At 57.7% G+C, this 16,479-nt stretch carries 17 protein-coding genes; 16 read left to right on the top strand and 1 reads right to left on the bottom strand.

What is annotated here, in order from left to right; all coding sequences use genetic code 11:
* The first annotated feature begins 1 nt into the window (after position 1).
* From T9A_RS01460 to T9A_RS01400, 13 genes are all read left to right on the top strand, one after another.
* Positions 2–484 (top strand): response regulator, encoded by a 483-nt coding sequence (locus T9A_RS01460; RefSeq protein ID WP_035244471.1) that lies wholly within the window; start codon positions 2–4, stop codon positions 482–484.
* The gene (locus T9A_RS01455; protein WP_232221957.1) at positions 481–1,062 is read left to right on the top strand and encodes a chemotaxis protein CheB; all 582 of its coding nucleotides are present in this window, start codon (positions 481–483) and stop codon (positions 1,060–1,062) included. Before T9A_RS01460 ends, T9A_RS01455 begins: the two co-directional genes overlap by 4 nt.
* Positions 1,063–1,069: 7 nt before the next feature.
* Positions 1,070–2,206 (top strand): response regulator, encoded by a 1,137-nt coding sequence (locus tag T9A_RS01450; protein WP_035244467.1) that lies wholly within the window; start codon positions 1,070–1,072, stop codon positions 2,204–2,206.
* A gap of 1 nt (position 2,207) precedes the next feature.
* The gene (gspE, locus tag T9A_RS01445) at positions 2,208–3,710 is read left to right on the top strand and encodes a type II secretion system ATPase GspE (RefSeq protein WP_052042421.1); all 1,503 of its coding nucleotides are present in this window, start codon (positions 2,208–2,210) and stop codon (positions 3,708–3,710) included.
* Positions 3,711–3,725: 15 nt separating this feature from the next.
* Positions 3,726–4,946, top strand: a complete 1,221-nt coding sequence (gspF, locus tag T9A_RS01440) for a type II secretion system inner membrane protein GspF (protein WP_035244465.1) — start codon at positions 3,726–3,728, stop codon at positions 4,944–4,946.
* 8 nt (positions 4,947–4,954) lie between these two features.
* Complete coding sequence (gene gspG, locus T9A_RS01435; protein WP_035244463.1) at positions 4,955–5,380, top strand: type II secretion system major pseudopilin GspG; 426 nt, start codon at positions 4,955–4,957, stop codon at positions 5,378–5,380.
* 1 nt (position 5,381) lies between these two features.
* Positions 5,382–6,011, top strand: coding sequence for a type II secretion system minor pseudopilin GspH (gspH, locus tag T9A_RS01430; protein WP_035244819.1), 630 nt, complete (start codon positions 5,382–5,384; stop codon positions 6,009–6,011).
* Complete coding sequence (gene gspI, locus T9A_RS01425) at positions 6,008–6,388, top strand: type II secretion system minor pseudopilin GspI (protein WP_035244461.1); 381 nt, start codon at positions 6,008–6,010, stop codon at positions 6,386–6,388. Before gspH ends, gspI begins: the two co-directional genes overlap by 4 nt.
* Positions 6,385–7,023: a type II secretion system minor pseudopilin GspJ gene (gspJ, locus tag T9A_RS01420; protein WP_035244460.1), complete on the top strand. Its 639-nt coding sequence runs from the start codon at positions 6,385–6,387 to the stop codon at positions 7,021–7,023. The genes gspI and gspJ overlap by 4 nt, the downstream gene beginning before the upstream one ends.
* Positions 7,014–8,063, top strand: coding sequence for a type II secretion system minor pseudopilin GspK (gene gspK, locus T9A_RS01415; RefSeq protein ID WP_035244458.1), 1,050 nt, complete (start codon positions 7,014–7,016; stop codon positions 8,061–8,063). Before gspJ ends, gspK begins: the two co-directional genes overlap by 10 nt.
* Positions 8,064–8,133: 70 nt before the next feature.
* Entirely contained in the window at positions 8,134–9,270 is a 1,137-nt protein-coding gene (gene gspL / locus T9A_RS01410) for a type II secretion system protein GspL (RefSeq protein ID WP_035244817.1), read from the top strand.
* Positions 9,267–9,782, top strand: a complete 516-nt coding sequence (gene gspM / locus T9A_RS01405) for a type II secretion system protein M (protein ID WP_035244455.1) — start codon at positions 9,267–9,269, stop codon at positions 9,780–9,782. The genes gspL and gspM overlap by 4 nt, the downstream gene beginning before the upstream one ends.
* Position 9,783: 1 nt before the next feature.
* On the top strand, positions 9,784–11,049 hold the full coding sequence (locus tag T9A_RS01400; protein WP_035244454.1) for a hypothetical protein: 1,266 nt from the start codon (positions 9,784–9,786) through the stop codon (positions 11,047–11,049).
* A gap of 70 nt (positions 11,050–11,119) precedes the next feature.
* Here T9A_RS01400 and T9A_RS01395 read toward each other — a convergent pair whose 3' ends face one another.
* Complete coding sequence (locus tag T9A_RS01395) at positions 11,120–12,805, bottom strand: alpha/beta hydrolase (protein WP_232221956.1); 1,686 nt, start codon at positions 12,803–12,805, stop codon at positions 11,120–11,122.
* 48 nt (positions 12,806–12,853) lie between these two features.
* On the opposite strand from T9A_RS01395, the gene T9A_RS01390 reads away from it, so the two are divergent.
* Genes T9A_RS01390 through T9A_RS01380 form a run of 3 tightly spaced genes read left to right on the top strand, consistent with a single transcriptional unit; the run spans position 12,854 to position 16,439 of the window.
* On the top strand, positions 12,854–13,612 hold the full coding sequence (locus tag T9A_RS01390) for a lipoprotein intramolecular transacylase Lit (protein WP_035244452.1): 759 nt from the start codon (positions 12,854–12,856) through the stop codon (positions 13,610–13,612).
* Entirely contained in the window at positions 13,602–15,611 is a 2,010-nt protein-coding gene (locus T9A_RS01385; RefSeq protein WP_035244451.1) for a PEP-utilizing enzyme, read from the top strand. Before T9A_RS01390 ends, T9A_RS01385 begins: the two co-directional genes overlap by 11 nt.
* 30 nt (positions 15,612–15,641) lie before the next feature.
* Positions 15,642–16,439, top strand: coding sequence for a DUF2189 domain-containing protein (locus T9A_RS01380; RefSeq protein ID WP_035244449.1), 798 nt, complete (start codon positions 15,642–15,644; stop codon positions 16,437–16,439).
* Positions 16,440–16,479 lie beyond the last annotated feature (40 nt).

The following is a 16,479-nucleotide window of genomic DNA, read 5'->3' as shown; positions in this document are numbered from 1 at the left end:
AATGATAGTGCAGAAGCTGCTACTCGTGGATGACCAACCCGCCAACCTGGTGTCGCTGGAGGCAGTCCTGGAAGGCGAGGGGCGCACCCTGATCAAGGCGCATTCCGGTCAGGAAGCCTTAAAGGTTCTGCTTAAGGAAGATATTTCTCTGGTGCTTCTGGATGTGCAGATGCCAGGCATGGATGGCTTTGAAGTTGCAGAATTGATGCGTCAGCGCAAGGATACGCAGACCATCCCCATTATTTTTGTGACTGCCATCAGCAAGGAAAAGAAATACGTATTCAAGGGCTACCAGGCTGGGGCTGTGGATTACCTGTTTAAACCCCTGGATCCATTGATCCTAAAGAGCAAAGTGGATTTCTTTCTCAGTCTGGACAAACAGCGGCGCGAATTGCAGGAGAAACTGCGCGAAGCCCAGGCTCATCGTGCCGCCTACGAAGCCGGAAAAACCCAACGCGGGGAGGGCAGCGGTAACTCATCGTGATAAACAGAATCGGGCCGGTAAAGGCGATTGTCATGGGGGCCTCCTGGGGAGGCCTTAATGCGTATACTCGCATCTTGTCGGCGTTGCCGGCCGACTTTCCGGCTGCGATCTTGCTGGTTCAGCATCAACATGCCAGCGCGGAAAATCGTTTGCCGTGGTTGCTGGCCCGCTATTGCCAACTGCCGGTGATCGCGCCAGAAGACAAGGAAGAAATACAACCAGGTTGTGTCTATGTGGCCCCACCGGGGTACCACATGCTGGTAGAAGAGGATGGGACGTTGGCTTTTTCTGCTGGAAGGGCTGTACTCTTTTCTCGCCCATCGGTAGACGAGCTGTTTCTTTCCGCGGGGGCGGTTTACGGAAAACAGCTTGTCGGGGTTATTCTTACCGGCGCCAATGAAGATGGTGCAAAAGGAATTGACTATATTCACCGTCGTGGCGGGTTCACCATTGCCCAGTCACCGGTAAGTGCAGAAGCACCGGCCATGCCCGAAGCGGCAATAAAAACAGGTGCGGTTTCCAGAGTGCTCGATCTTGAAGCAATCGGGCCCTTTCTGGCAGAACAGGTTCCAGGGTAGTAGACCTATGAAGCAAAACATTTTGGTTGTGGATGACCACAGGGAAAATCTTATCGCCCTTGAAGCAATTCTCGATGGGGAAGGGCGTAACCTCGTTATGGCACAATCAGGTAACGAGGCTCTCTCGCTGGCTCTGAAATATGATTTCGCGCTGGTGTTGCTGGATGTGCAAATGCCGGATATGGACGGCTTTGAAGTCGCCGAGCTGATGCGCAAGAACAACAAAACCCGCCATATCCCCATCATTTTCGTTACCGCCCTCTCCAAAGAGCAGAAATACGTGTTCAAGGGCTATGAATGTGGCGCGGTGGACTATCTGTTCAAGCCCATCGACCAGAAAATACTGGAAGCCAAGGTCAATGTGTTTCTTGAGCTGGATCGCCAGCGAAAGAAACTGCAGCAGGCTGTGGTACAGATGAAACGCCTGAAGGACGAAAACGAACGCCTGCTACACGCCCTCGGCGAGGCTCTGATAGGGGCTGATGCCCGCGGCAAGGTGTCTTTCTGCAATGAGGCAGCCTGTGCGCTGCTGCGCCGCCCTCGCGATGAACTGGTAGGTAAGGATATTGCGGCGCTGATCTTCAATGATGATACCGGCAAGCGTCGCTGGGAGTGGAAGGACTCGCCGTTGCGTCAGGCCTGTCAGCAAGGTGAGGGCTGGAAAAACGAACACAGCCTGTACACACAGGATGAAGACGGACTGGTAGCCTTGTCGGTGCGTGGCAACGCCATCAACGATGATTCCGGCAATTTTACCGGTGTCGTCATTGTGTTGCGTAGGGCTGACGACGAAAATGATGTGAGAGACAGCCGCAAGGATCATCGCCGCCACCCGCGCAAGAAGCTGTTTCGGGAAATGGTGGTGTTCGATCGCAGTACCGGTGGTAACGTGGGCCGTCTGATGAATATCAGCCTGGATGGCTTCAAGCTGTTTACCCGTCGGGAGCTTCCCCATGGCGAAGTATTGCATATGGGGATGGTGTTGCCGGATCAGATTGCCGGGGTAAACACCATCAGCTTCGATGCCCGGGTGGTATGGTCGGAAATTCTGGATGCTCCCGGGGAATACCAGGTGGGTTTCCAGTTCATGGAACTGACAGAGATCACGGCGAATGTGATCGAGAATCTGATGGACAAATACTGAAATGAGCGAGCACATCGAGACGCCGGAAAATAAAGACCTTCCCCCGTCGCTGCTGCCTTATGGGTTTGCCCGGCGCTATGGTGTGCTGTTGCGAGAAAAGGATGGCCACCGCGAGTTGTGCTACCGAAAGGATGTGCCGCTGTCCGCGCTTAGTGAGGTCCAGCGTTATATAGGTCGGCTGCCGTCGCTGGTACCCATGGATGATGCTGCTTTTACCTCTGCCATGGCCATCGCCTATGAGCAGCAGCGCGGCGCTGCCGCGGAGGCGGCCGGTGATCTGGAAGGACTGGATCTGGCCAGTCTCGCGGATTCATTGCCGGAAACCTCTGATTTGCTGGAACAGGAAGATGATGCGCCGATTATCCGGCTGATCAACGCCCTGTTGCAGGAAGCGATCCGCGAGGATGCCTCCGATATTCATATTGAAACCTTCGAGCGCCGCCTGGTAGTTCGCATGCGGGTCGATGGGGTATTGCGTGAAATACTCACCCCGAAACGGGAGCTCGCGCCACTACTGGTTTCGCGTATCAAGGTAATGGCACGGCTGGACATTGCCGAGAAACGGATTCCCCAGGACGGCCGTATCTCCCTGAGAATCGGTGGCCGGGACGTGGATGTGCGGGTGTCCACCATGCCCTCCAGCAATGGTGAGCGTGTGGTATTGCGTCTGCTCGACAAGCAGGCAGGGCGACTACAGCTGTCCCATCTGGGCATGGGCGATGTCTGCGACCAGCACATGCGCGAGCTGATTCACAAGCCCCACGGTATTATTCTGGTCACCGGGCCTACCGGGTCCGGTAAGACCACCACGCTGTACGCCTCACTGGCGGATCTCAACGACAGCACCCGTAACATTCTCACTGTGGAAGATCCCATCGAGTATCAACTCGAAGGTATCGGCCAGACTCAGGTCAACACCAAGGTGGATATGACCTTTGCTCGCGGGCTGCGCGCGATTCTTCGCCAAGATCCGGATGTGGTGATGGTGGGTGAAATCCGTGACCTGGAAACCGCTGAAATTGCCGTGCAGGCATCACTCACTGGTCACCTGGTGCTCTCTACGCTACATACCAATACTGCCGTGGGCGCCATGACCCGGCTGCAGGATATGGGGATCGAGCCCTTCCTGCTCTCCAGCTCCCTGCTTGGCGCGCTGGCACAGCGGCTGGTGAGGGTCTTGTGTGATGACTGCAAGACGCCGTACCAGCCCAGTGCTAGCGAGTTGAGAATGATAGGGTTGCCGGAAGGGGAATCCTGTACGCTCTATCATCCAAACGGTTGTGATGCCTGTAATCAGCAGGGCTACCGTGGGCGAACTGGTATATACGAGTTGGTACTGATTGATGAAACCATGCGCCAGCTGATCCATGACCAGGCAGGCGAGCTGGCATTGAACCGACACGCCCGTACCCTCACCAGTGGCATCCGCGAGGATGGCTGGCGTAAAGTACTGGGTGGACACACCAGTGTCGAAGAAGTATTGCGTGTGACCCGCGAAGACTGACCGGACCCCTGATCCATGCCTGCATTCGAATACCGATCCCTGGATCACAGGGGCAAAATCAAGAAAGGCACCCTGGAAGCCGACAGTGCTCGCCAGGTACGCCAACAGCTCCGTGACAAGGGCTGGGTTCCCATTGAGGTCAACGAGGCTCAGGACAGCAGCAGCTCTGCCGGCCTGGGGCGTTTTTCCGGTTCCGGCAAGCTCAATGGCGCCGAGCAGGCATTGTTGACCCGTCAACTGGCCACGCTTCTCAAATCCGGCCTGCCTGTCGAGCAGGCCCTTTCGGCGGTGGCCAAGCAGGCTGCCAATGACCGTATCGAACGGATCATCCTGGCGGTTCGCGCCAGGGTGCGCGAGGGCTTCAGTCTTGCCCACAGCTTCGAATCTTTTCCTCGAGCTTTCCCGGAAATGTACCGTGCCACCGTGGCGGCAGGCGAGCAGAGCGGTCACCTGGAACAGGTCCTTGAGCAATTGGCGGATTACCTGGAGACCCGCCATGACACCGGGCGCTCGGTCGCTCAGGCGATGATCTACCCAGCCTTTATCATGGTGTTTGCCACCATTGTCATCATGCTGATGATGACCTTCGTGGTGCCCAAACTGGTGGCTGTGTTCGAAGGACGGGACCAGTCTTTACCGTTATTGACCCGTATTGTTATGGCTCTCAGCGACTTTACCCGCGACTGGGGCTGGCTGCTGATGCTGCTGATTATAGTCGCGATTGTGGCTTTCATGCGGGCGATGCGCGACCCCGCATTCCGTTTGCGGGTGCACCGCAGGCTGGTCACCATGCCGATGGTGGGCACCATGTTGAGGGCCGCCGACAGTGCCCGCCTCGCCAGCACTCTTGGGATTCTCGGTCGTTCCGGGGTCCCCCTGGTGGATGCCCTGTTTATTGCCGCCCAGGTGGTCGGTAACCTTGAGGTAAGAAACGCGGTCAAGAATGCCGCCGCCAAGGTTCGCGAGGGCGGTAGCCTGAGTCGGGCCCTGGATGCCAGTGGGTATTTTCCGCCCATGCTGGTACAGATGATTGCCAGTGGCGAAGCCAGCGGTGAGCTGGATCATATGCTCACCCGGGCGGCGGATTACCAGGAACGGGAACTGAGTAGCACTGTCAGTACTATGGTGGGCCTGCTGGGCCCCATCATGCTGCTGTTCATGGCGGGTGTGGTGGTGCTTATCGTGCTGTCGGTCATGTTGCCCATCATGCAGATGAACAATTTACTAGCCGGATAGGTGGAAGAATGAAAACGAAAGGCGCCATGTCGGGGTTTACCCTGCTGGAAATTATGGTGGTTGTGGCCATTATCGGCCTGCTGGCCGCAGTTATCGTGCCCAATGTTATCGGCCAGGGTGAAGGGGCTAAAGTGGACTTGACCAAGGCCAACATGGGCAAGATTGTCCAGCAGCTGGATCTCTACAAGTTCAACAACGGCAGTTACCCCTCCAGTGAAGAAGGGCTCAATGCATTGGTTGAGCGCCCGGCGTCTGCCCGCAAATGGCCTGACGGTGGTTATCTGTCCAGCGTACCCGAGGATGCCTGGAATAACGACTATGTCTATATCAGTCCCGGTGTCGAAGGGCCTTTCGATCTGCTTTCCCTTGGCGCCGATGGGGTAGAGGGTGGTGAAGGTTCTGATGCGGACATCAACTGGCGCGACATTCAGTAACATGCGCCTACGCCCCGTCGGTCAGGCTGGATTCACACTGCTGGAAATCATGGTGGTGGTGATGCTGATGGGGCTGCTCACGGCGGTGCTGGTGTCCCAGGGCAACTGGACCAGCGACGACCGACAGCTCGAGGAGGAAGCCGCCCGCCTGGAAGACACCTTGGCACTACTCAATGAGCGCAGCCTTTTCTCCGGTCAATTGCTGGCCCTGCGACTGGAAGCCACCGGCTGGACCCCACTGGCCTACGACAGAATCGAGGGTGATTTTCTGCCCGTGGATGATACGGCGCTGAAGGCTCACAAACTGCCGCCTTCACTGGAACTGGTCTGGGAGCTGGATGATCTGGGTGAAGATCAGGCCAGCCTGAGTGAGGTGGCCGAAAACCTGGTTCAGGACGATGTGATGGCCGGGTCGGGCAAGGAATTTCTTGATGGCGAACAAAGCGACGACTCCGATCAGGACGAGGCGGTTTTTCCCCAGGTGTTTTTCTTCCCCAGTGGTGAGGTCTCGCCGCTGACACTGACGCTTCGTGCCTATGATGATCTGGAAGCCGAGCAACGTTTGCGTGTGTCCGCCCTGGGCCAGTTCAGTGATCCCGACGCCAGGGATGACGAGGAGAGCGAACAGTGAGGAGTGGACAGCGGGGTTTTACGTTGGTCGAAGTGCTGGTCGCCGTGTCCATTCTGGCGCTGGTTATGGTCACTCTCGGCCAGAGCATGGGCGCCACTGCCAGGGCTTACACCAATATCAACGAGACCCATCTGGGGTTCCTGGTGGCGTCTGACAAACTGGTGGAAATGCAGGTGTACCAGCAATGGCCAACCACGGGCACCTCCGACAGTGAAGTCACCCGTAACGGCCGTGACTGGTGGATAGAAACCACCATTTCAGAAGGCCCTTACCCGGATACCCGGCGTGTGGATATCGAAGTGGGCCCGCTTCAGGGTGACGACAAGGGTGGTATGGCCTACCGCTTGGCTAGCTTGATCGGCAAGCCGGCGTCATGATCACAGGGCGCTCTGCGAACAAAGGGTTCACGCTGCTGGAGATGGTTGTCACTATCGCCATCTTTGCGTTTATCTATGTGTGGGTAGCCAGTTTCCTCGGCAGTGCGCTGCAGGGCCGTGAGCAACTCAATGCCAACGCTAGCATCATGGAACGCAACCAGCGCGCCATCACCTACCTGACCCTGGATTTCGAACAGCTGATCAGTCGTCCGGTCCGCGACCCCTATGGTGACCCGCAGCCCGCCATCATCGGGCGTGACAATTATGTGGAATTTACCCGGCTGGGTTGGTCCAACCCCTTCGGGCTGCGACAGCGCAGCGAAATGCAGCGGGTTATCTATACCCTGGAAGATGGCAAACTCTATCGCCGTTACTGGCCGGTGCTTGATACCAATGTGGCCACCGAATATCAGGAAGACGTGCTGATCGACGACGTGGCCCGTTTTACGGTGCGTTATCTGGACAAGACTCCACAGGGCGAGTGGCAATGGCTGGAACTGTGGCCGGACGTGGCCCTGGCTGCCGTTCCGGTCTGGCAGCAACGGTTACCGAAAAGCATCGAGGTGGAAATCGAGCTGGAAGATGGCGATACCATTCACCGGTTTTACCGTACGGTGGTGAATCCATGGGCCTGACGCCTCGAAGAAAGCAGCAGGGGGTGGCACTGATTATCGTGCTGATGCTGTTCGCTATTCTGACCACCATTACCCTGGAAATTATCTTCCGCCAGGATCGGTTCCTGACCCGGGCAGATAACCTGCTGCAATGGGATAAACGCTATCAATACGCCATGGCGGCTGAAGTGGTGGCCCAGCAGGGGCTGATCGATGATCTGGATGATGATCGCAATAACAATGCCATGGTGGACGACTGTGTCGAGGAGCAGTGGGCAGTGCAGTTGCCGCCGACGCCCTACGACGATGCCATGCTCAGTGCCAGCGTTCAGGATCTGCAGGGTCGCTTTAATCTGAACTGGCTGATCACTGCTTCCGGTGATGAGTTTATTCGCAGCCCCCAGGCCATCTCTCAATTGACCCGCCTGATCGAGCAGACCTTTCCCGGTGAGGCCAATGCTTCGCGGCTGGCCAATGAAATGGCCGACTGGCTGGACAGCAACAATATTGTCGACAATGTGGAAGGGGCGGAAGATCCGGAATACCGTAGCCGCCGCACACCTAATATGCCGGCGGCGCACGAATCCGAGTTGCGCGCGTTGCTTAGTTTCCGCCTAACAGACCAGCCCAAGGACGCCATGGTGTGGGGGCTGTTCACTGCGTTACCCTTGGGCACCACGTTGAATGTGAATACTGCGCCGCCGCAAGTGCTGGATGCCGTTATTGGTGACGTGGCTGGCGCCGCAGCAGTACAGGCAGTACTGCAGGCGCGCAAGGAGGAGCCCATCACCGATATAAACAGTATGATGCAGCTGGGGGCTTTCAATGGCCTTTCAGCCAATGTGAAGAATGATCTTGCCAGTCTATTGGGTGTCAGCAGTGAGTATTTTCAGGTAATGGTAGATGTGGAAGTGGACGGCCAGCTCAGTCGCCTGGTCAGCCGCCTTCATCGTGCCAATGGCCAAGGGAAAACAACCTCCGTGTTCAGTCGTCAGGTCAGTCCACTGCTGACGCCACTCGAACCGGCATGCAATCCCTTCTACAATGCTGCCGGTACCTGATTAGAAGCCAGATGTAGCCCCGCAAGAGCGTGGTGCATGCTGAAGAATAATGATGGAAGGACGGATTAGCGTGGCAGATGCTCCCTTGATTTACCTTGCCGGCGCCGGGGAAACCGAATGGCAACCGGACAACCCGGTGCTTTACCAGTCCCGCAACGGTGAAACCGTACAATGGCTTGCGCTGGGTGAGGCGCTGGCTGCCTGTCAGGGCAGCAACGTCTCTGTGGTTGTCAGTGTTTCCTGTGCAAGGCTGACCCATGTCACTCTCAGCCGGAAACAGGCGCGTCACCTCCAGCGCGTGCTTCCTTATTTGCTGGAAGAGCAGCTGCTCGATAATCCGGATGACCTTTGGTTCGTTTCCCGCAAGGGTAGTGGCGACGACTATCAGGTGTCGGCGGTGCGTCGCGAACTGATCACCAACCTCAAGCAATGGGCTGGGGAGGCCGGTGCCCACCTGGCCTCTTTACAGGTCGATGCGGATTGCCTGCAGGCCATGCTGCCTTTAACTGCAGACCTGGGGAATGGCCAACAACTGTTGTTAATTGACCGGGAGCAGGGTCTGGTCATCGACGAAGACCAGCAGGAAGCGTTTGCTCCCCTGTTAGGCGATAGCCTGGATCAGGCCCGTCAGGTCGACCTGCAAGCCCTGTTTACTGACCTGCGCCATCGCCATGGCCAGGAGCTGCTTACCGGCCCCTATATGCCACGCCAGACCCGCAGGGAAAGTGCACTGCTTGGGCCCTGGCGTCCGGTTGCCTATCTGGCCGCGGCCGTCTTCCTGGTTGCTGTAGTGGCTGTTTGGGTGCAGCAATGGCGTTACCAGCAGGCGGCGGATGCCGCCCTGGCGCAAGCCAAGAATCGTTACGAGCAGTTATTTCCCGGAGACAAGGCAACCTCTGCACTGAATCGCCAGTTCCAGGGCCGCCTGGCCCGCCTCGGTGGCGGTGCTGATGGTGGCGGAGCGGCCTTTTTCCCGCTGCTGGCGCCGGTAGCGCAGGTACTCAAGGACATGAAAATGGAGCCCAAGCGGCTCCAGTATGATCAGCGTCAGAATGTGTTGCTGGTGGATGTGGGTGCCAAGGATTATGCCCAGCTTGAAGCCCTGCAGAATGCCATAAGGAAGCAGGGAGGCAATGCTTCCATTGCCAATTATCGCAACGGCGCACAGGGCGTCAGTGCGCGGATCAAGGTGGAGCAGCCAGGATGACATCTGCTGAATTGAAGAAACTGGCTTCCGAACGCTGGTCGCAGCTGGAGCAATGGTATGCCAGCCGAGAAGCCCGCGAAAAAACGGTACTCAAAGTGCTCGCCGGGGTGGCGGTTTTCGTGGTGCTGTATTGGCTGATCTGGGCGCCGTCACTGGCTGCCAGGGATCAAGCCCGCCAGCAATACGTGGCTAACATGCAGACCTTGGAATGGATTAACGCTAACAGCGGTGCGGTGCAGGCCGCCCGTGCCGGCAGCAACAGCAATAGCCGTTTGCCCGACAACTGGGTCAGTGATGTGAGCCGCAGTGCGGATGAGTTTGGCCTTACCCTGAAAGGCTTTTCCCCGGATGGCAATCGCTCAGTCCGTATCCAGCTTGAAGAACAGCCTGCCGCCCAGACCGTGCTCTGGTTGCAGTCCCTGCAAGAGAAGGGGGTGCAGCTGGGGAACCTGGAAATGACGCCGGGAGGCAAATCCGGCACTGCAACCGTTCGGGCAACCCTGCAGCAATAATATGACGCTTCGCCTCCTTCTGGCTTTCAGTACGCTGATTCTCGCCGCTACGGCCGACGCCCAGTGTCGCTTCGACCCTCTTGACCGCGGCCGAGTGGTGAAAATTTCCGGTGCCCAGCTCCCGGCTGCATCCGCAATGGAGCTGTCGGCACTGTCGGTAATGCGGGTTGAGGGGGGACGTTTTGTCCCGGTGGCCTATCAGTTTGATGAAATGGACCAGAAGGGCATGGTCTGGTTTGAGGATTCCGGCTTTGCGCTTGCCGGTTCACCGGGCCAGCTGGATGCAGATGACCAGCTTTTGATGATGCTGACAGATGCCGGACCGCACGCTCCGGAGGGGCTCGAGCCTGAACAGGGCGAAGTGATCAGCGAACTCACCGTTGCCGATAGTTGCCATTTTTATCTGGTGCGAGGCAACAATGAGCGTAGTGGCAATTATTATGTGGCTCACGATGTTGATAGCGGGGAAACCCGTACAGCGCTCTATCGGCTGGACGTGGATCCAGACAACGAACTGAATTGGCATTATCTCGGCTACCGCGGGTATCAGGGTGAAGGCTCCATCATTGATACCTTGAAGATGCGCATGAGCGCAGGGGTGCTGTCCCGGTTTACCCGCATGACACTGGATAACCATAATCTGCGGCCGAAACGTGTGGGATTTTCTGTGGGGCCGATCCGCTCGGTCATGCACCTGCGCACCCGGGTGGTGCTAGCCGGGATTCCCGTCATGACCATCCAGGTGCAAGCCATGCGTTATGCCTCTCATTACGAAGCCCACACCTACGCCAAAATTCCGGATCTTTACCGGGCTACACTAAAAGAGCCGGAAGTGTCGGTGACGGTGGATGGAAATGGTCAGTCAGGGGCCGCTGTGTATACGGCAAATTTTGTCGATAATCCGGTCATTGTTGACGGCAAGGCGGATGATCAGGCCTTTGCAGATCAGACCATGACCATGAATGCCAACTGGATCCTGTTTGACAGCAAGCGGGATTTTGCCTTGCTCACTCATCTGACCGTCCCTGATGAACTGATGGAAACGCCGTTGGCGCTAATTTATCAGGATGACGCTTTGCTGGCCGTTGAACCCGAGCAGTTCCCCGGCCAGTGGCCTAACCTGGGATATTCTCTGCATGGATGGCCGCAGCCGGAAGAGCTGCGCTTTACGGTAAGTCTGTTTTTCGAGGATGGCCTGGAAGGCTTTGCGGCGGACGAGTTCGCGCGCCAACGGTCTGCCGTGGTGCCTGTACAGATCAATCAATGAGAGGGCGCGGAATTTACTACGTCATGTGTTCCGCACCCTCTTTCTCCCACCGCCAAGGTGACTTTTTCGGTTAGAAAGGTCGCTCCGGTACCAGCGAAATAGCCTCTTCACGGGTCAACGGTAACCATATATCCCCTTTGACCGTGGCGTTTCTGGCCAGGAAGGCGGAGTTCAGCGGGAACTGGGCCGTAAATCCGTAAATAATCAGGCCAACACGATCCCCGTCTTCAAGCGGCTGGCTAACCGCCGGTAATTCCATGTTGTGGATGCCTTTTTCCGGCAGGGGTGTCAGTTGTTCGCTGGCAACGTGTACCCGACGGCGATTGGCGTGCTGAATCCCCACCCCCACAAATACGGGCATGCTTTTGCCACCGGAGGTACCGGCCAGGTTCAGTTCAATACGTGGCTTGCCCAGTAGAACTTCATCATCGCCTCGAGCCACATAGAGGGGAACAAATTTGGGGCGCCCGAAGCCGCCATTGGGTTTTAATTCCCGCAGGTCGGCACCGGGCCACATGGCACGGAACATGTCACCGCCGATATCGAAACCGGCCATCAACCACTCGAAGGCACCGGCCAGGGGAATGGTCACACGGGTAGGGGAGAGGGCATAGCGGCTGCCGCCATTCATAATGCCTTCGCCCTCCATGGCAAGTCCCCGGTCGCTGGTAACATTGATGCAGTATTGCGGTACGCTGGGTTCTTCGCCGCGCAGTTTCTCGTCCCACCAGTTGATAATCGTGTCCACGGTGGTTTCGCTATAGTCGCCACAGTGAACCATGTCGTCGGTCTGGTAAAAGGGTAACCAGCCACGCCATTTCTGGATTGGCCAGGGCATCACGTGGCCGCTTTCCATACCGATGATCCGGGCATCGCGACCCTGTGCCTGCCAGCAGTCGTAGTTCATTTCTGCCTGCTGGAAAGGGAACAGGCTGTCACTGAAGCCCTGAATAAAGAGGGCATCGGCATAGGGTGTCTTGCCCTGGTCGCAGAAACTGGCAGCGCTGCGTTTGTACATCAGTGCCTGCATGTCTCGGCTGACAGTGCCATCGAAAGCGCTGCGCCAGGGGTCGGCAAACATCTCGCCAATATCAAAACCGCTATTGATTCCGCCAAAGCCAAGTAATACTGCGCCCCAGGCAGTGCGAAATTCGCCATTGGGGGCGATACTGTTCATGTCGTACCAACCGGTGAGCGGCACCAGGGCTTTCAGACGAGGCTCGGTAAATGCCGCCAGAGTTTGCAGGCCAGCACCGTAGGATTCGCCGATCATGCCGATGGCCGGGCTGCCGTCTTCCAGGCGTTGAACGCCGGGCAGATGGGACAGGGACCAGTCGATCACTTGACTCAGGTCCGCCACTTCATAATCCGGGTCCATCATATGGACTCGGCCATCGGACTGGCCCCAGCCACGCTGGTCATAGAAGACTACCCAGTAGCCGGCTTTCCAGGCGGCAATGGCGGCTTCACCAGTGAGAATGGCCTTGCCGTACACGGATAGCGGCCGCTTGGCGCGGAAGCCGCCAAAGCCATGGGTGGCAATCACCAGTGGCGCACTCTGGCCACTCTGCAGCTCCGGTTGATATACCGTGGCAGCCAGTTTTTTGCCGTCCCGGGTCGGGATGCGAACCTGGTAGTAATCGGCTTCCAGAGCTTGCCTGGCAAAACGATCATTGGTGTTGGGAAGTGTGGTGGTACAGCCGGTAATGGCGATGGCGCCCAAAAAAAGGGCTATCGACATGAAGAGCGGTCGCATGGCGCTACGTCCTCTGTTTATTATTCTGGTTTATGCTTGTGGGGTACTATGAAAAAAACAGTACAAAAATGCCCGATCGCTGCCACTTTAGTGTGGTTCTTCTACGCTGTCACGGCTGTATTGCTTTCCGTGCTGATCAGTTGGGCGCTGTACAGTCAGGCAAATTATGGGTATGGCTTCTGGTATCAGCAGCTCGATATCGGCGCGCACATAGAAGAATACGGTCCCCAGAATCGCTTCCGTTACGGTTTTGAGCAATTGCCGAGCGAGCAACACCATCGGGCATTCGAGCAAATCCGCGATGCCGTTCACCAGCAGGGCGAAGGCCTGGCAGACATTCACTACACGCTACCGGGCAGGGCACCGATACCGTTGCTGCATGACGCGGAGGTCCGCCATTTGCAGGATGTGGCAGACCTGATTGATTTCGGGTGCTGGTTGATGCTGGCCCTGGCGTTGCTGTGGCTGCCGCTGGCCTTGTTGTGTATCCGCCTGGGGATACCGCCCATGCGGCAGCGCATGGGGATAACTGTTTTCGGGGTAGGGGCTGTGATAGCGTGGTTGGCCGTTGCCGGGCCGACTCAGGTTTTCTATCAGTTACACGTGTGGCTATTTCCTGCCGAAAATGAGTGGTTCTTCTACTGGCAGGATTCGCTGATGAGCACCTTGATGAAGGCGCCGGTACTGTTCGGGGGAATTGCCGCGGCAATCGCTATTGGGGCGCTGTTGCTGATACCGGTGTTGTACTGGTTAGGGCTGCGGCTGTCGAAAAACATCGTCAAACAAGAATCAGGTCATGGGCATTGAAGTACTGACTGCTGACGCGCAGGGCAGCGAAAACCTGCAGCGCTGGGCGGCCATGGGGCTGCCTGTGCCGCCGAGCTGGCGGGTGAAACGGGACGTGGTGCAGGACAGCTCCCCGGAATCCCTGGCACAACAACTGCGCGCCTTGCCGCGCATGTTCAGCGAAGAACGTTATTGGGTCCTGCAACAAGGCCCGATGAATCCGGATTCCCAGCGTGAAAGTCTGCTCAATCTGGATTCCGATGAATCTCTTGCGGCGGCGTTACGCAGCATCTTCCAGCGTGAACAGGGGCCGGATCATGTGGTGATCCAGGCATTGCCGCGCCAGCAGGCCGCCGGCGTGCTCTTCACCCGCCACCCATTAAGACAGGACCTTCCTCACATGGTGGTAGAAGGGGTTCTTGATGGTAGCAGCGAGCGCCAACGGCTGATTTTCGATGATGACGGCCGCCTGGTGCATGCTTCCCACGAGGAGCTGGCTCTTGGTGACCAGGTTGGCGCGCCACTGTTGCGAGATCTCCATGAGCAGCTTAAACAAAATTTCCAGCGCCCCCAGGCGGGCGAATGGGTCTTTGATGGGCAGCAGTTGTGGCTGTTGCAAACCCTGCCGGTGGGGTCGCTCCCCATGCCCAAGGAGGCATGGACGCGCCGGGCAGGGAACGGATTGTTCACTCAGGTGGAAACGCCATTGTGGTACACCCTGGCAGGGCGCTGGCTGAAGACCGCCTTCTGGGAGCCTCTGGTGGCCCGTGAGGGCTGGCAATCGCTGGCCAAGGTCGAACCCTACCGTCGCCAGCACAGTCACCTGTACACCAACTGTGCATTTTTCCGTGAGCTGCAGAGTCAGCACGCCGGGGCCAGCCGCTTCCTGCCGCCGGCATGGCAACAGCTTGAGAGCCGTGCCGATACGGTGTCTGGCAGCAACCTGGTGGACAGATTCACTGTTTACCGGCATCAGTTGACGCTGGCCAGGGTGGGCCGGGACTTGAAACGCTGGCAGCATCCAGCTGCTACCCAGGAAGGGCTATGGCGAGCCTTCATGCAGCTTGACGGCATGGGTGAGCGGCTCAGTAGCGTTGAGGGGGAAGTCGGATACCTGGCCTTGCCGGACCGCAGTCACTCCTACACGGCACCTTTCCCCCTGAAAATGCTGGTTACCGGCTCTGAGAAGGACGCAATTGACGCTCTGGTGAAGGGGCGGTCCGAGGCATTAAGGGAAACCGGCCTGCGCCCGGGGGCTGACCCGGTGCACGCGCCGTTGAACGAAAGCCCGGCCCAGGCAGGCAATCTGAATGGTTTGTATGCCAGCGCCACAGGGGATCTGCCCAGCTGTGCCGAGCCTTCAGTGGAAGATGCACGCTGGTTGTCACTGGCCCGTCAGGCTCGTGGCCTGCGCTTTGCCATCGGCAACCGGCTGCGTGGTCTGCTGCGCGCCATGGGTGCTGTGGCGGTGAATCAGGGACGGCTGCAACATCCGGATGATATTTATTTTCTGTACTTCGATGAACTGTGGCAGCTCTGGATGGCGCAGCAATTGCCTGCCAGTGCCAATCGCGAGGTGATTGGCGACCGCAAACTGCGTTACCTGGATGACGGCTTGCAGGGTGCGCCGGACTGGAAAATGGATCAGATTGGTTACGGTTTTGGCGGCGGTCAACGCCTTAGTCCGCTGCTGCGGGGCTTGCCGCTGGTGCCGGGCAGGGTAGAGGGGCCGATACGACGGGTGTGCAGTGCCTGGAGCCTGAATCGGATCTGCCCCGGGGATATTGTGGTCGTCGACCAGGTTGAGCCTGCCTGGTTGCCCTGGCTGGTTCAGGCTGGTGGTCTGGTTATCGCCGAGAAAGATCCCTGCAATGGTGCTGCCAGCCTGGCGGTCAGCTATGGGATTCCTGCCATCTGGTCCGCCAGCGATGTGATGCACAGTGTTCAGGATGAACTGCCCGGTCATCTGGATGCCACCCATGGCAGTCTTGATGTGTCCGCGAAGATTGCCGAAGATTGAGCTGGTATCGTTTCACCACGCGGGCATGTCATGAACAACGATAACCATCATCAGGAAGAAGATACCCGCCCCTTTGTGGCTCCCTGTCATAACATTGCCCCTTCGGCGCCTTTGCGCTGGTTGCGCAAGGGCTGGCAGGACTTTCGTGCCGCGCCGGGGCCGAGCCTGATCTACGGGTTTATCATGGTCGGACTCAGTTACCTGATCACGGCTGCCACCTGGTGGTTCGGCAATATGGGCCTCTACCTGGGGCTGATTTCCGGTTTTGTTTTTCTCGGGCCGATCCTTGCCCTGAACCTCTACGATATCAGTATTCAAATCCAGCAGAATCAGACCCCGACACTCAGGGAAAGCCTGCGTCAGGCCCGCCATTGCATGGGGGATGCGCTGACCTACACCGTGATAATGATTGTGGTCTTTCTGATCTGGGCGCGGGCGGCCAACCTGATTTACATCTTCTACCCGGTCAATGAATGGCACTGGAATGACATCCTGCTGTTTTTCGGCGTGGGCAGCAGTGTTGGTGCGGTTTTCTGCGCCATCATCTTTACCGCCAGCGTGTTCTCGCTGCCGATGATCATGGATCGTCGCACGGATATGGTGACCGGGGTGATTACCAGCATTAATGCGGTATTGCGCAACAAGCTGGCGCTGTTCCTGTGGGCGTTTCTAATCGGGGTGTGTTTGCTGGTGGGGCTGCTGACGGCCTATCTGGGGCTTGCTGTGCTGCTTCCGGTGCTCGGCTATGCCACCTGGCATGGTTACCAGGAATCCATCGATGCCAGTGAATGGGAAGCCCGTTTCGAGCTTCCGCATCAGCGCGGGTGAAATAGCTCAGTTGAGGAGCGCCTCTCGAGGCGCTCCTCGT

This window comes from Alcanivorax jadensis T9, assembly GCF_000756655.1.
GTDB classification, from domain to species: domain Bacteria; phylum Pseudomonadota; class Gammaproteobacteria; order Pseudomonadales; family Alcanivoracaceae; genus Alcanivorax; species Alcanivorax jadensis.
Note: the sequence above shows the minus strand (reverse complement) of the source record. Positions and strands in the feature narration are given on the sequence as shown.

Excerpts from the sequence above, each read along its gene's own strand:
- T9A_RS01460 (WP_035244471.1), top strand. The coding sequence starts at position 2 with ATGATAGTGCAGAAGCTGCTACTCGTGGATGACCAACCCGCCAACCTG.
- T9A_RS01450 (WP_035244467.1), top strand. The coding sequence starts at position 1,070 with ATGAAGCAAAACATTTTGGTTGTGGATGACCACAGGGAAAATCTTATC.
- gspE (WP_052042421.1), top strand. The coding sequence starts at position 2,208 with ATGAGCGAGCACATCGAGACGCCGGAAAATAAAGACCTTCCCCCGTCG.
- gspF (WP_035244465.1), top strand. The coding sequence starts at position 3,726 with ATGCCTGCATTCGAATACCGATCCCTGGATCACAGGGGCAAAATCAAG.
- gspG (WP_035244463.1), top strand. The coding sequence starts at position 4,955 with ATGAAAACGAAAGGCGCCATGTCGGGGTTTACCCTGCTGGAAATTATG.
- gspH (WP_035244819.1), top strand. The coding sequence starts at position 5,382 with ATGCGCCTACGCCCCGTCGGTCAGGCTGGATTCACACTGCTGGAAATC.
- gspJ (WP_035244460.1), top strand. The coding sequence starts at position 6,385 with ATGATCACAGGGCGCTCTGCGAACAAAGGGTTCACGCTGCTGGAGATG.
- gspK (WP_035244458.1), top strand. The coding sequence starts at position 7,014 with ATGGGCCTGACGCCTCGAAGAAAGCAGCAGGGGGTGGCACTGATTATC.
- gspM (WP_035244455.1), top strand. The coding sequence starts at position 9,267 with ATGACATCTGCTGAATTGAAGAAACTGGCTTCCGAACGCTGGTCGCAG.
- T9A_RS01400 (WP_035244454.1), top strand. The coding sequence starts at position 9,784 with ATGACGCTTCGCCTCCTTCTGGCTTTCAGTACGCTGATTCTCGCCGCT.
- T9A_RS01395 (WP_232221956.1), bottom strand. The coding sequence starts at position 12,805 with ATGCGACCGCTCTTCATGTCGATAGCCCTTTTTTTGGGCGCCATCGCC.
- T9A_RS01390 (WP_035244452.1), top strand. The coding sequence starts at position 12,854 with ATGAAAAAAACAGTACAAAAATGCCCGATCGCTGCCACTTTAGTGTGG.
- T9A_RS01385 (WP_035244451.1), top strand. The coding sequence starts at position 13,602 with ATGGGCATTGAAGTACTGACTGCTGACGCGCAGGGCAGCGAAAACCTG.
- T9A_RS01380 (WP_035244449.1), top strand. The coding sequence starts at position 15,642 with ATGAACAACGATAACCATCATCAGGAAGAAGATACCCGCCCCTTTGTG.